Source organism: Paracoccus saliphilus (assembly GCF_028553805.1).
Classification (GTDB): domain Bacteria; phylum Pseudomonadota; class Alphaproteobacteria; order Rhodobacterales; family Rhodobacteraceae; genus Paracoccus; species Paracoccus saliphilus.
Genome location: NZ_CP067140.1, coordinates 2621533 through 2634888 on the forward strand (window position 1 = coordinate 2621533; position 13356 = coordinate 2634888).

A 13356-nucleotide genomic window follows, 5' to 3' on the forward strand; every position below is an offset into this window, starting at 1 on the left:
CACGGAGTCAAGCGGCGCCACTATCGGGCAGCATCGCGCGATACTCGGCCATCAGCGCATCCAGATCGGCGGGCTCGGGCGGGCGGCGCATGGCCAGCGCGGCATCGGCACGGCGCTGCGCGTCAGGGGACATGCTTCCGGCGGCCGCGACAACGGGCTCCATCGTGCCGATATCACCATTGCAATGCAGCACCAGGTCGCAGCCTGCCGCGATCGAGGCGGCGGCGCGCTCCGGCTCGGTTCCCGATAGGGCGTTCATGCCGATATCATCCGTCACCAGCAACCCATCGAACGCGATCTTGTTGCGGATGATGGCAACCATGCGGGCCGAGGAGGTCGCCGGGGCGTCATCCAGGGCGGCAAAGCGGATATGCCCGGTCATGCCCATCGGCAAATCGTTTAGCGCCCGGAACGGGGCGAAATCCAGCGCGTCGAGCTCATCCTCGCCAACGGATACCATCGGCAGGTCATGATGGCTGTCGGCCACGGCCCGGCCATGGCCAGGCATGTGTTTCATGATCGGCAGAACCCCTGCCGCCAGCAATCCATCGGCTGCGGCCCGCCCCAGTTCGGCGACCCGGGCAGGATCGGTGCCGAAACAGCGGTTGCGCAGGAATGGATGCGTGTCGGCCTGTGCCACGTCCAGCGTCGGCGCGCAATCGGAATCGATCCCCGCGTCGCGCAGTTCGGCCCCGATCAACCGATAGCGGAGCCACATCGCCCTTGCGCCCGCCTCGGCCTGATCCAGCGGAGCGGGCCATTCGCGCCAATGCGGGGCACGCAGACGTTGCACCCGCCCGCCTTCCTGATCGACGGTCACGATGGCGTCACGGCCCACCGCATCGCGCAGATCGCCTGTCAGGCGGCGAAGCTGCTCGGGGTTTTCGACATTGCGGGCGAAAAGGATAAAGCCCCATGGATCGGCCGAACGAAAGAAATCACGCTCGGCCGGGGCAAGGCGGGTCCCGGCGATTCCGCCGAGGATCGTGGCGCTGCAATTCACTGGGAAGCGAGGGCGATACAGTCGGTACCGCCGGCCTTCATCGCGGCACAGAAGCTCTGGGCGTCCGAACCGCTGTCAAAGCCCGCCACCCGCAGCCGCCAGAAGGTCCGGCCATTCGACTTGTGCTGCTGGATCAACTGACCCTTGCCAGAAAAGAGAGAACCAAATTTCCCCGAAAGGCGGTTCCATTCGCTTTCCGCGACGGCATTGCTGTCGAACGCGCCGATCTGAACCACGGGGCCGCCCGAAGAGGCGACCTTCACCGGTTCCGGTGTAGCCTCCTGAGCCGCCGAAGCGGCATCGGCGGGACGCGCGGCGGGCGCCTCGGCGGCAGCGGTGGCCGCAACAGGTTCGCTTGCGGCGCTCTCACTGGCCGCCGGCGTCGGGGCCGCGACGGATGCCGTACGTGGCCGACGCGCGGGTCGGGTCGAACTTGCCAAGGCGCCGGAATCGGTGACCTTCTGTGCCTCTGCCAGCGCAGCGGTGATTGCGGCAGCCTGCGCGGGCACACCGTTCTCATCCGTCACGACCTCGTTGACCGGGCCTTCGCTGGCCGGTGCATCGACGATTTCGGCACTCGCGACTGCGCTTTCAGCGGCGGCGTGCTCGGCCGCGGCCGCGGCTTCCGCCTCGGTCTGCGCCTGCCTCTCGCTATCGGAAAGCGGCGCGACCGGCTCGCCAGCGAAGCTGAGCGGAACGTCGGATTGCTGTGACGGCTCGCGGGCGGTCAAGCCGAACTCGCCCATCGCCACGTCATCGTCGGTCAATCCGGCGACGGCGGGGGCAATTGCCACCTGGTCGATCGGGGCTGGATCGGCACCCTCGGCGACATCGTTCACCGCGTAACCGGTATAGCTAGTCAGCTCCCCGCCCGGATCCTCGGGCGTGGTGCGGGCCTCGCCCTGAAGCGCATGAATGACCGGCACACCCGAGACATCGCGAGATACCAGTTGCCACCCCCAGACCATCAGCCCAATCATCAGGGCGACCGAAGCCAGCGCCCCCAGATAATGGGTCAGCCTTGCGAGACGTGTCGTGAGACTTTCGGCCCCCTCGGGATCCGCCGCAAACCGAACATCGTCCGGATGGGCAGACTCATCGTCCCAACCGCCTTGATCATACGAGAATTCGCGCCGCACCTTGTGCCGCGAGAAAACATATCCGCCTTCGCGGAAGTCCATCACTGCCATAGCCTGCCTGCCTGCCGGTTGACCCGGCTTAACCGTTAACTGCTCATTTCACACCGTCAGGGGCACCTTGTGAATCAGCGCATTTCCTCTGCCGGAGTGACACCCAAGATAGCGAACCCGCATGAAATGACAACGCCAACAGCCCGGACAAGAGCGATTTTTGCCTGCGATGTGTCGAAATCGCCATCCTGTATAAAGCGCAGGCTGGTATCGTCATTGCCGCGATTCCACAGCGAATGCAGGTCCGAGGCGAGTTCGTAAAGGAAAAATGCGACGCGATGCGGCTCATGCGCGCGGGCGGCATGCTCTACAATGCGTGGCCATTCGGCAACTTTTTTGGCCAAGTCAAGCTCGGCGGGATGCGATATACGCGAAAGATCGGCAGCCAGCAGCGCCTCGTCAGAGACATCGATCCCCGCTTCCCGCGCCCGCCGAAGCACCGAATGAACCCGCGCGCTGGCATATTGCACATACCAGACGGGATTGTCCTTGGACTGCTCCAGCACCTTGGCAAAATCGAAATCCAAGGCTGCGTCGTTCTTGCGCGTCAACATGATGAAGCGGGTCACATCGGCCCCCGCCTCTTCGACCACGTCACGCAGGGTGACGAAAGTTCCGGCGCGCTTGGACATCTTGAACGGCTCGCCGTTCTTGAACAGTTTGACCAGCTGGATCAGCTTGATGTCCAGCGGCACGCGACCGTTGGACAATGCCTTCACCGCCGCGTTCATCCGCTTCACATAGCCGCCGTGATCGGCGCCGAACACATCGATCAACTGGTCGAAACCGCGATCGATCTTGTCCCAGTGATAGGCGATATCTGGGGCGAAATAGGTCCAAGCCCCATCCGATTTCTGGATCGGCCGGTCCACATCGTCGCCATGCGCCGTCGAGCGGAACAGCGTCTGCTCACGTGCCTCCCAATCCTCGGGCAACTTGCCCTTGGGCGGCTCCAGCGTACCGCGATAGATCAGCCCGGCACTCTTCAGCCGGTCGATCGCCGCCTCTATCCTGCCGGTGCCGTAAAGCGCCTTCTCGCTGGAATAGACATCCATCCGCACGCCGAGCGCCGCCAGATCCGCACGGATCATCTCCATCATCGCGTCGGTGGCGAAATCGCGGATCTCTGCCAACCATTCCGATTCCGGCCTGTCGAGCAGGCTGTCGCCATATTTCGCCTTGAGCGTCTCTCCGACCGGGATCAGGTAATCGCCGGGATAAAGCCCCTCGCTGATCTCGGGCTCCAGCCCGTTGGCCTCGCGGTAACGCTCATAGGCCGACCGCGCCAGCACATCGACCTGCGAGCCGCCATCATTGACGTAATATTCGCGGGTCACGTCATGGCCCGAGAAATCCAGCAGATTGGCCAGTGTATCACCGAACACCGCCCCCCGGACATGGCCGACATGCATCGGCCCGGTGGGATTGGCGCTGACGAATTCGACATTGACCTTGGCGCCCTGCCCGACCAGCGAGCGCCCGAAATCCTGTCCGCCACGGATCGCATTGCGCAGCATCTCCTGCCAGACATCCGGGGCAAGACGCAGGTTCAGAAAGCCCGGTCCCGCCACCTCGGTGCTCGAAATGCGCGGATCGGTCAGCCTCGCGGCAAGTTTCTCGGCAATGTCGCGCGGCTTCATCCCGGCCGGCTTGGCCAGCACCATGGCGGCATTGGTCGCCATATCGCCATGCGCCGGATCGCGTGGAGGCTCGACGGCCACATTCGCGTAATCCAGGCCAGCGGGCAATTCCCCCGCCTGTGCCATCTGCTCCAGCGCCGCGACGACCACGCCGCGAAGATCGGTGAAAAGGTTCATTTTCGGCTTCCTGACTGATCAGCGCGGGTTAACGCCTGTGACCGGGGGAGGTCAACCATGCAGCACCGGATCGCGTCCCGCAACGGCAGGGGAATTTCGCGTCCCGTCGCCGGGTGGTTCTCGAACCAGTGGCGCACCACCCGACGCCCCCCTGCAGGATATTTGCATGAAGAAGAAGCGGTATTTCCCACAGCGTTTCAAGCCATTCTGGGACGCAAGACCGATATCCGTCTTGCCGGGAACGCGTTTATTCGCCGGGCTTTCTCACTCCTCCACCGTCACGCTGCCATTGCCTTCGCCGCGCTTGACGGCCTCGGCTTCGGCCTTTGCCTTTTCCTTCGTCTCCTCCCGCGCCTCGTTCTCGCGGGCGATCTGCTCGGCGGCCTCGGGGGGCAATAGCGAGATAATGCGCGCGTCAGGGCGGTCCACCAGATCGTCGTCGCTCTCGACGAACCATAATTGCCGGTTCGAGACCACGGCCAGCGGGATGGCGGTCTCGCGGGCCCGCCGCCAGTCCTCGAGACGATATTCCTCGGTCAGGCGCGTGGTGCGGAAACTCCAGCCCTTGGCCAGCAATTCCAGGTATTCCGCCAATGTGCGGTTGCCATTGACCGCCTTCCCGCCAAGCTGGCTAGGCAGGGCATGGCGGGCGCGCTCTTCCTTGTGGCGGGCAAGCTGCCAGATCGACTCGCGGCCGAATTCCGGGCCCAGATCGGTGGCGACCAGCGTGTTATAGGCGTCGTTGTCCGAGGCCGCGAGAATGCCGCCAAAGGCGATGAATTCGACATTATGCTCGGCTGCCTCGCCCAGGATATCGCCGTAGAAGACTGGTAACCCGGCGACACGGGCGCTGCGCAGGTGATCGCGGTTCGGATCGGTGATCAGCACATCGACCTCGGCCTTTTCCAGCGCAGCCGCCAGCCCGGTCGCGAATTGCGAGCCGCCGACGATCAGCAATCCCGGTTTATCGCCCGAGGACAGGTCCAGCCGCCTTGCGAATGGCGCCAGCGTGAAACCATGCAGGACCACCGTGGTCAGGACCAGCACGAAAGCCAGCGGAGCGATCAGCGCGCCATCGGCGATACCCTCGGCCACCAGCCTCTCGGCGAAAACGCCCGAGACGGCGACCAGCACTACCCCGCGCGGGCCGGTAAAGGCGATCAACATCCGCTCCTTCATCGGCAGGTTGGTCCCGATCAGCGAGGCCAGCACCGTCAGCGGGCGCGCCACCAGCACGACCAGCGCCACGAACAGTCCCGCCCGCCACCAGTTCAGTTGCGCCAGCGTCTCGAACTGGATCCCCGCCCCCATCAGGATGAATACGCCCGAGACCAGCAGGATCGTCGCATGTTCCTTGAAGCGGTAAAGCTCGTGATAGCTGGGCAGATCGGCATTGGCGATCATCAGCCCCATCACCGTCACGGCCAGCAGGCCGCTTTCATGCAGCAAGCTGTCGGAGGAGGCGAAAACCGCCAGCACCACGACGAACAACAGCGGCACCTTCATGTATTCCGGCACCCAGCCCCGGCGGAACGCCTGCACCACCGCGTATCCGGCCAGCCCACCTATCAGCACTGCAAAGCCGATACCGACGACCAACTGTCCCAAGGCTGCGCCCCATGCGAGGCCGGTATTGCGGATCAGCACGATCTCGAGCGCCAGCACCGCGACCAGCGCACCGATCGGATCGTTGACGATGCCCTCCCATTGCAGCACCTGCGCCGGGCGCGATGTCAGCTTGGCCTGCCGCAGCAGGGGGGCGATGACGGTCGGGCCAGTGACGATCATGATTCCGCCGAAGACGATGGCGGCCTCCCATCCCGATCCGGCGCCGAAGACCAGCGCCAGCGACGAGGTGATCCAGCCGAGCGGGGCACCGATATAGACCAGCCGCCGCACGGCAGGACGCGCATCGGCCAGCTTCTTGAAACTGAGCGTCAGCCCGCCCTCGAACAGGATGACTGCCACGGCCAGCGCGATCATCGGCTGGATGATCGTGCCCAGGTCACGGGCCGGAACGAAAACTCCGGTCACCGGGCCGAGCATCAGCCCCGCGCCCAGCATCAGCACGATTGCCGGAAGCCTGAAGCGCCATGCGAGCCATTGCGCCGCCACGCCCGCGACGCCGACCACGGCGAATGCCTGTACCGGGCTGATCCCGCCGGTCAATTCGGTTGCCATCACTGTCCCTTTACGACTGTCTTCCCGCGAAACCTGCATCGCCACAGCCGATTGCGCAAGCATGAGTATGGGCCGCGCAATTGTCCTCAAAGATTGACGTTGCAGCCGGTTTAGTCTAGCGAGTGCCTGCCCGCATCCGGCGGGCCGACCGAAGGGGCGTGCGGATATGCGTCCCATGACAGCCGCGAAGCGCTATCCGGGCGCACGGCATGGAACGCATCGCGCGACATTCGCGCGACATCTTGAGAAAGTCCCCGATGACGAAATTCTCCGACCTGAAGCTTGACCCCAAGGTTTTGAAAGCGATTACCGAGGCGGGATACGAAAACCCGACTCCCATTCAGGCCGGGGCGATTCCGCCGGCCCTGGAGGGGCGCGACGTGCTGGGGATCGCCCAGACCGGCACCGGCAAGACCGCCAGCTTCACCCTGCCGATGATCACGATGCTGGGTCGTGGGCGCGCGCGGGCGCGTATGCCGCGCAGCCTCGTGCTCTGCCCGACGCGGGAACTCGCCGCGCAGGTGGCCGAGAATTTCGATATCTACGCCAAACATACGCGGCTGACCAAGGCGCTGCTGATCGGCGGCGTCTCCTTCGGCGAGCAGGACAAGCTGATCGACCGCGGCGTCGATGTACTGATCGCCACGCCCGGCCGCCTGCTGGACCATTTCGAGCGCGGCAAGCTGCTGTTGACCGGCGTGCAGATCATGGTCGTGGACGAGGCCGACCGGATGCTCGACATGGGTTTCATCCCCGATATCGAGCGGATCTTCCAGCTGACGCCCTTCACCCGCCAGACACTGTTCTTCAGCGCCACGATGGCGCCCGAGATCGAACGGATCACCAACACCTTCCTGCATGCCCCCGAGCGGATCGAGGTCGCACGCCAGGCCACCGCCAGCGAGACCATCACGCAGCGGCTGGTCGAGATCGCTCCCGCCCGCCGGGACCAGGCGGTCAAGCAAAAGCGCGAACTCCTGCGCGCGCTGATCGATGCCGAAGGCGAAGCGCTGACCAATGCGATCATTTTCTGCAACCGCAAGACGGATGTGGATATCGTCGCAAAATCGCTGAAGAAATACGGCTATGATGCCGCGCCGATCCATGGCGACCTGGATCAGAGCCACCGGACCCGGACGCTGGATGGTTTCCGGGACGGCAGCCTGAAACTGCTGGTCGCCTCGGATGTCGCCGCGCGGGGGCTCGATATCCCCGCTGTCAGCCATGTCATCAATTTCGATCTGCCCAGCCATGCCGAGGATTACATCCACCGTATCGGCCGCACCGGCCGGGCGGGCCGCAAGGGCACCGCGATCAGCATCGGCACCTCGGCGGATGACAAATATCTGTCGGCCATCGAAACGCTGGTCAAGCAAAGTCTGCCGCGTGTATCGCTCCCGGAAGGTTTCTCCCCTTCCGAAGAGTCGCGTTCCGCACCCCGCGAAGACCGCAAGGACAGCCGCGGCAGCACGCGCCGTCGTGGTAGCCGCCGTGACGATGAACGCTCGCAAGATAGGGACCGCCCGCAGGACCGGGACCGCCAGCAGGACAAGCCGGACACCCGCTCGTCAGGCGACCGCCGCACTCCCGCCGAAGCCGAGGCGCCGAAACCCGAGCGCGGCAACCAACGGCGCGACGACCGCCGCCGTGGACGCGGCGAGGATCGTGGTCCGGCAGTGGTCGGCATGGGCAACCATGTCCCCGAATTCATGCTGGTCAGCCTGCGCTCGGCCACCGACAGCGCAGCGGTAGACCGTGACGACGCGCCCGAAGCGGCGGATCAGCAAGTAGCGGAAAAACCGGCGGAGGCGCCCGCGAAGCCAAAGCGCACACGTCGCAAATCCTCGAAATCGACCGATCAGGCGAAGACGGAGCAGAAAGCCGAGGACGCGCCGGTGCCTCAGGAAACGGCAACCGGGGAAACGGCTTCCAAGGAGGCCACGGTAGAGGATCAGGCGGCACAAGACGCCGTGGAATCCGCCCCCGCGAAACCCAAGCGCACGCGCCGCAAGAAATCCGAGGCGACGGAAACCGCCGACGCGCCCGAAGCTGCCAAGGCCTCCGAAACCGCCCCCGCTGCCGAAGAACCCAAGCCGCGCAAGACCCGCTCGCGCAGCAGCAGCAAGGCCAAGACCGAGGAAAAACCGGCGGAAACCGGCGAAGAGGCGCCGAAACCCAAGCGCAGCACGCGCCGCAAGAAAGCGGACGACGCCCCGGAAGCCGAGGCCGACAGCAAGGCGGAAACCGCCGCGCCCAAGCTCAAGACGACGCGCAGCCGGCGCAAGAAGACCGACGAGCCTGCGACTGACAGCGGCAGCGATCCGCAGCCGGTGCCGTCCGAGACCGCCGACAGTTCCGACTCGTGATCCGGTATGTCCGCGATCCGTCGCGCCCATAGGCTTCCACAGGCGGACACGCATCGGCGCCGCTCCCTGATCCATCTTTTGCCCGACCTGCTATTGGGGGCGTTGGCCGCACTCGGCCTCGCCCCTTTCGGCATCTGGGGGGCCACGCTGGTGGCGCTCGCCCTGCTGATCTGGCGTATCGCCCGCGCGGGCACGGCGGGGGCCAGCTTCCGGCACGCGCTTGCGGGCGGGGTCGGCTGGTTCGCCCTCGCCCTTGTCTGGATCGTCGAGCCATTCCTGGTCGAGCCCGAGATCTATGGCTGGATGGCGCCATTCGCGCTGATCCTGATGGCCTTGGGCGGCGCGCTGTTCTGGGCGCTGCCGGTCTGGATCGCATCGCGGCTCTGTCCCGGCCCACATGCGCGGGTGGCGGGGATCGTTGCGGCGCTGATCCTGTCAGATTGGCTTCGCGGCTGGATCTTTACCGGCCTGCCATGGGCGCTGACCGGTCATATCTGGATCGACACGCCGATCGCCCAGACTGCCGCCTGGACCGGCGCCATCGGGCTCAGCGCCCTGACCCTGACTGCCGCCGCCCTGCCTGCCCTGCTCTGGCGCGCGTCTGACAACCGGATCGCCAGTGCCTTGCCGGGGGTGGTGCTTTCAATCCTGCTAGTCGGAACGGGCTGGGCCGCGGGCCTTTCGCGCCATGCCCAGCCCCTGCCCACTGACACCGGGCTGCACCTGCGCATCGTCCAGCCCAATGCCGAGCAGCGCCTGAAATGGGACCCGGAATGGTCGGGCGTGTTCTTCCAGCGCCTTCTCGACCTGTCCGCCGAACCCGGCTCCCGCGACCTGGTCATCTGGCCGGAAACGGCGGTGAATTTCCTTCTGAACGACGCGGGCGATATCCTGCCCGCCATGTCGCGGGCCGCCGATGCGCCCTTGGTCATGGGCATCCAACGGCGCGAGGACAGCCGCTATTACAACAGCCTCGCCGCCATCGCCTCCGGCGGAGAGGTGAACGCAATCTACGACAAGTTCCACCTCGTCCCCTTTGGCGAATATGTCCCCTGGGGAAACGAGCTGGCCCGCCTTGGCATCGGCGCCTTCGCGGCCCAACAAGGCAACGGCTATTCCTCCGGTCCCGGCCCGGAACTCGTGGAGCTGCCCGGCCTGCCCGCCTTCCAACCGCTGATCTGCTATGAAGCGATCTTCCCGCAGCATCTGCGCGGCCTCGACAGCCGCCCCGGATGGCTGTTGCAGATCACCAATGATGGCTGGTTCGGCAGGTTCTCCGGCCCATACCAGCACCTCGCGCAAGCCCGCCTGCGCGCCATCGAGACCGGCCTGCCGCTGATCCGCGCCGCCAATACCGGCGTCAGCGCAGTGATCGACGCGCATGGCGATATCCGCCAGAGTCTGCCCCTGGGTGAAGCGGGCAAGATCGACGCGGAACTTCCCGGCGCTCTGCCTCCGACACTGTGGCTGAGCTGGGGCCCGGCGCCGGTCGTGTTGCTGGCACTGGTCATCCTGCTTGCCGCCGCCATGTCGGGGCGGCTGTTGCCCGGCAGGATTGGCGGCACAGACCCGAAGTGATAGGCTGTCCCGGCGATCCGAACGGAGGCAGGTCGGTCACGAGAACCCTTTTACCATCTCCCACTCAGGCAAACGCGATCCGTGGAAGGCAAAGCCATGTCCGAAATCATCCTGACGACTTTCGATTGGGTTCCCGAGATGCCGCGCGGATATGTTCGCGACCTGCGCGTGCGTTGGGCGCTGGAAGAAGCCGCCTTGCCCTACCGGGTGGAAACCACGCCCTTTCGCGACAGAAGCGCCGCGCATTTCGCGAAGCAGCCCTTCGGACAAGCCCCGTGGATAACCGATGACGGGATCACGATATTCGAAAGCGGGGCGATCCTGTTGCATCTCGGCGCGAAAAGCGACGCTTTGATGCCGAGTGACCCAAGTGCCCGCAGCAAGGCCACCGAATGGCTGTTCGCCGCGCTCAACTCGGTCGAGATGGCCAGCCTGCCCTGGGCGCTGTTCAAGTTCACCGGTGACACGAGCCAGACACCGGGGCGAGAGCTTCTGGAGAATTTCCTGCAAAGCCGCCTTCAGCACATGGACAGAATCCTGGCCGAGTGTGAATGGCTGGCGGGACCGTTCTCTGTCGCCGATATCCTGATGGCGGATGTGCTGCGCCTTGTCGACCGGTTCGACGGGTTGGCGGAATACCCGGCCTGCCGCGATTACGTTACGCGGGCGACCATGCGCCCGGGCTTTGCCAAGGCGCATGCGGACCAAATGGCACATTTCGCAGCGGCGGACCGGAAGGAAGGCGACGGGTAAGAGGCATCGCGGAAAGCCGCTGCAATCCTTCTGATGCCCCGCAGGCCCTCACATCCGGCCCATCCCTGTCGCACTAACCTTACCACAACCAAGCTTTAACCGTTCATTCACGGATAACTTGGCGTCACCCCAGCAACTTGCGTTGCCCGTGTACGCACTGTGTACAGGCTGTGCACGCCCGGTGCACGGGTTGTGCAGCCGAAAACCTTGCATTTTCTGTGTCAAGCCACTCTCCCGTTGCGCGGTGTCACCGATGCAACGCACGCATCTGTTGCGCCTACGGCCAAGCTCCGGGCAGATTCATACGTCCCGCGATAGCCGGGGGCTGCCTGCCCCCGTCGCCGGCAGGTCTCTCGAACCAGTGGCGCTCCAGCCAGTATCCCCCGGGGACATTTAGAAGAAGAAGAGCGGATTATCGGGCCATGCCAACCCCGGTCGAGCGCTCTAGTCGCGGAAGTTCCGACTGTCCTTGACCTGATCCCAGGCCCAGACAACCTCGGCCAGCCGGTCTTCATCCGAGCGGTCTCCGCCATTCATATCCGGATGCAAGTCTTTCACCAGGGATTTGTATTGCTTACGGATTTCCGGTTTGGTCCAGCTATCCTTGGCCTCCAGGATCTCCAGTGCCTTGCGTTCGGTGGGTGGTAGTTTCCGACTGATCTTCTGCCGCGCCTCGGGCGAGGTGCCGTTCGCGCCCAGGATCTCGAGCGGATCGCTGACGCCGTGGCGCGCCCAAGCCTGTTCCTGCGCGCGCCCGAAGGGCTTGGTTGGCCGTTCCCACACCGTCGCATTATCCAGGAATTGCTGGAATTCCTCTTCGCTCTGGCCCTGGAAATAGTTCCAGTTCTGGTTGTACTCGCGCACATGTTCCTTGCAGAACCAGAAGTAATCATCCAGATTCCTTGGGTTTTTCGGCGCACGATACTGTCCCGGCTCGTTGCATCCCTGCTTTTCGCAGATGCGGGTCGAGGTTTCGAACGCGCCTGACATGCCACGTCGGCCCTTGGCCCGGCGCTTCTTGTCCTTGGCGGCGGAAATGTCGAAACCGAACGGATCGTTTCTGCTCATGGTCTGGGACACCTTTGCGACTCGGAGGCAGCAGTTTAGGCTATTTCACGCGACATGGAAGATCTTGATGGAGAATATGCGGATGATTGCGGATGAAATGCGCGAGAGGTTGGCGGTACTGACCCCGTCCCGGCTGGAGATAATCGACGAAAGCGAGGACCATCGTGGCCATGCCGGGTTTCGCGAGGGCGGACAGAGCCATTTTCGCATCCGCATCGCCAGCCCTTCTTTCAGCGGGTTGAGCAGGCTTCAGCGGCATCGCCTGGTCCACGAAACCCTGGGCGATATCGTGCCGCGAATCCACGCCCTTGCGCTGGAACTCGCGGAAAGCTGAAGCCGTTAGCGCCGTCAGTCTTGCCCCGGTCACAGGCGCCGCGTAGAAGCCGGGCGAACCGATGTAACGAGGTGCGGACCATGAGCATGCGCAAGGATTTCAATGACAGGCTGTTATCACTGGGGCTGGCGCGCGTCAGCGAAGCAGCGGCGCATGCCTCGGCCCGGCTGATCGGCCGTGGGGACGAGAAGGCCGCCGACCAGGCCGCCGTGAACGCCATGCGCGACCAGCTGAACATGCTGGATATCAAGGGCGTTGTCGTCATCGGTGAAGGCGAGCGCGACGAGGCGCCGATGCTGTTCATCGGTGAGGAAGTCGGCACCGGAAACGGTCCCGATGTGGATATCGCGCTTGACCCGCTGGAAGGCACAACGCTGACCGCGAAAGACATGCCGAACGCCTTGACGGTGATTGCCATGGCGCCGCGCGGCACCCTGCTGCATGCGCCGGATGTCTATATGGACAAGCTGGCCATCGGGCCGGGTTATCCGACGGATGTCGTAAGCCTCGACATGAATCCGGCAGAGCGGGTGCGCGCCCTGGCAAAGGCACGCGGCTGCCAGGACAGCGACATCACCGTCTGCATCCTGGAACGTCCCCGGCATGAAGAGATGATCGCCGCGGTCCGCGAAACCGGCGCCGCGATCCGACTGATCACCGATGGCGACGTGGCCGGTGTGATCCATACCGCAGAGGCCGAGATGACCGGGATCGACATGTATATGGGCAGCGGCGGCGCGCCCGAGGGCGTGCTGGCGGCATCGGCATTGAAATGCATGGGCGGCCAGATGTGGGGCCGGCTGATGTTCCGCAATGATGACGAGAAGGGCCGCGCCGCCAAGGCCGGGATCACCGATCTGGACCGGATCTATGCGCGCGACGAGCTGGTGACCGATGACGTCATCTTCGCCGCGACCGGCGTGACCAACGGCTCGATCGTGGCGGGGGTCAAGCGCGAACCGCATTACCTGCAGACCGAAACCATCCTGATGCGGTCCAAGACCGGCTCGGTCCGGCGTATGATCTATCGCAACCCGATCCGGTGACGCGGCAAATGGGGGCACTG

General features: G+C 64.6%; 9 protein-coding genes and 1 pseudogene. 5 read left to right on the forward strand and 5 right to left on the reverse strand.

Going from position 1 to position 13356, the window contains the following annotated elements; genetic code table 11:
- Positions 1 to 7: 7 nt before the first annotated feature.
- The 4 genes from JHX88_RS12615 to JHX88_RS12630 all read right to left on the reverse strand — a co-directional run bounded on the left by JHX88_RS12615 (position 8) and on the right by JHX88_RS12630 (position 6191).
- Positions 8 to 1003, reverse strand: a complete 996-nt coding sequence (locus tag JHX88_RS12615) for a glycoside hydrolase family 3 N-terminal domain-containing protein (RefSeq protein ID WP_076523152.1) — start codon at positions 1001 to 1003, stop codon at positions 8 to 10.
- A complete protein-coding gene (locus JHX88_RS12620; protein ID WP_076523154.1) occupies positions 1000 to 2193 on the reverse strand; it encodes an SPOR domain-containing protein in 1194 nt (397 codons plus the stop codon). Before JHX88_RS12620 ends, JHX88_RS12615 begins: the two co-directional genes overlap by 4 nt.
- A gap of 74 nt (positions 2194 to 2267) precedes the next feature.
- Positions 2268 to 4010, reverse strand: coding sequence for an arginine--tRNA ligase (gene argS / locus JHX88_RS12625; protein ID WP_076523156.1), 1743 nt, complete (start codon positions 4008 to 4010; stop codon positions 2268 to 2270).
- A gap of 264 nt (positions 4011 to 4274) precedes the next feature.
- On the reverse strand, positions 4275 to 6191 hold the full coding sequence (locus tag JHX88_RS12630; protein ID WP_076523752.1) for a cation:proton antiporter: 1917 nt from the start codon (positions 6189 to 6191) through the stop codon (positions 4275 to 4277).
- Between the two features lie 257 nt (positions 6192 to 6448).
- On the opposite strand from JHX88_RS12630, the pseudogene JHX88_RS12635 reads away from it, so the two are divergent.
- The 3 genes and pseudogenes from JHX88_RS12635 to JHX88_RS12645 all read left to right on the forward strand — a co-directional run.
- Positions 6449 to 7984 (forward strand): annotated as a pseudogene (locus JHX88_RS12635) (DEAD/DEAH box helicase); the annotation flags it as partial.
- Between the two features lie 579 nt (positions 7985 to 8563).
- Positions 8564 to 10135, forward strand: a complete 1572-nt coding sequence (lnt, locus tag JHX88_RS12640; RefSeq protein WP_084202832.1) for an apolipoprotein N-acyltransferase — start codon at positions 8564 to 8566, stop codon at positions 10133 to 10135.
- A 96-nt stretch (positions 10136 to 10231) separates the two neighbouring features.
- Complete coding sequence (locus tag JHX88_RS12645; RefSeq protein ID WP_076523157.1) at positions 10232 to 10888, forward strand: glutathione S-transferase family protein; 657 nt, start codon at positions 10232 to 10234, stop codon at positions 10886 to 10888.
- Positions 10889 to 11332: 444 nt separating this feature from the next.
- Here JHX88_RS12645 and JHX88_RS12650 read toward each other — a convergent pair whose 3' ends face one another.
- A complete protein-coding gene (locus tag JHX88_RS12650; protein ID WP_076523159.1) occupies positions 11333 to 11956 on the reverse strand; it encodes a J domain-containing protein in 624 nt (207 codons plus the stop codon).
- 76 nt (positions 11957 to 12032) lie between these two features.
- Here JHX88_RS12650 and JHX88_RS12655 point away from each other — a divergent pair, with 76 nt between their 5' ends.
- Positions 12033 to 12290 (forward strand): BolA family protein, encoded by a 258-nt coding sequence (locus tag JHX88_RS12655; protein WP_272848272.1) that lies wholly within the window; start codon positions 12033 to 12035, stop codon positions 12288 to 12290.
- An 80-nt stretch (positions 12291 to 12370) separates the two neighbouring features.
- On the forward strand, positions 12371 to 13336 hold the full coding sequence (gene glpX, locus JHX88_RS12660) for a class II fructose-bisphosphatase (RefSeq protein ID WP_076523161.1): 966 nt from the start codon (positions 12371 to 12373) through the stop codon (positions 13334 to 13336).
- Positions 13337 to 13356: the final 20 nt, after the last annotated feature.

Excerpts from the sequence above, each read along its gene's own strand:
- JHX88_RS12620 (WP_076523154.1), bottom strand. The coding sequence starts at position 2,193 with ATGGCAGTGATGGACTTCCGCGAAGGCGGATATGTTTTCTCGCGGCAC.
- argS (WP_076523156.1), bottom strand. The coding sequence starts at position 4,010 with ATGAACCTTTTCACCGATCTTCGCGGCGTGGTCGTCGCGGCGCTGGAG.
- JHX88_RS12630 (WP_076523752.1), bottom strand. The coding sequence starts at position 6,191 with ATGGCAACCGAATTGACCGGCGGGATCAGCCCGGTACAGGCATTCGCC.
- lnt (WP_084202832.1), top strand. The coding sequence starts at position 8,564 with ATGTCCGCGATCCGTCGCGCCCATAGGCTTCCACAGGCGGACACGCAT.
- JHX88_RS12645 (WP_076523157.1), top strand. The coding sequence starts at position 10,232 with ATGTCCGAAATCATCCTGACGACTTTCGATTGGGTTCCCGAGATGCCG.
- JHX88_RS12650 (WP_076523159.1), bottom strand. The coding sequence starts at position 11,956 with ATGAGCAGAAACGATCCGTTCGGTTTCGACATTTCCGCCGCCAAGGAC.
- JHX88_RS12655 (WP_272848272.1), top strand. The coding sequence starts at position 12,033 with ATGCGGATGATTGCGGATGAAATGCGCGAGAGGTTGGCGGTACTGACC.
- glpX (WP_076523161.1), top strand. The coding sequence starts at position 12,371 with ATGAGCATGCGCAAGGATTTCAATGACAGGCTGTTATCACTGGGGCTG.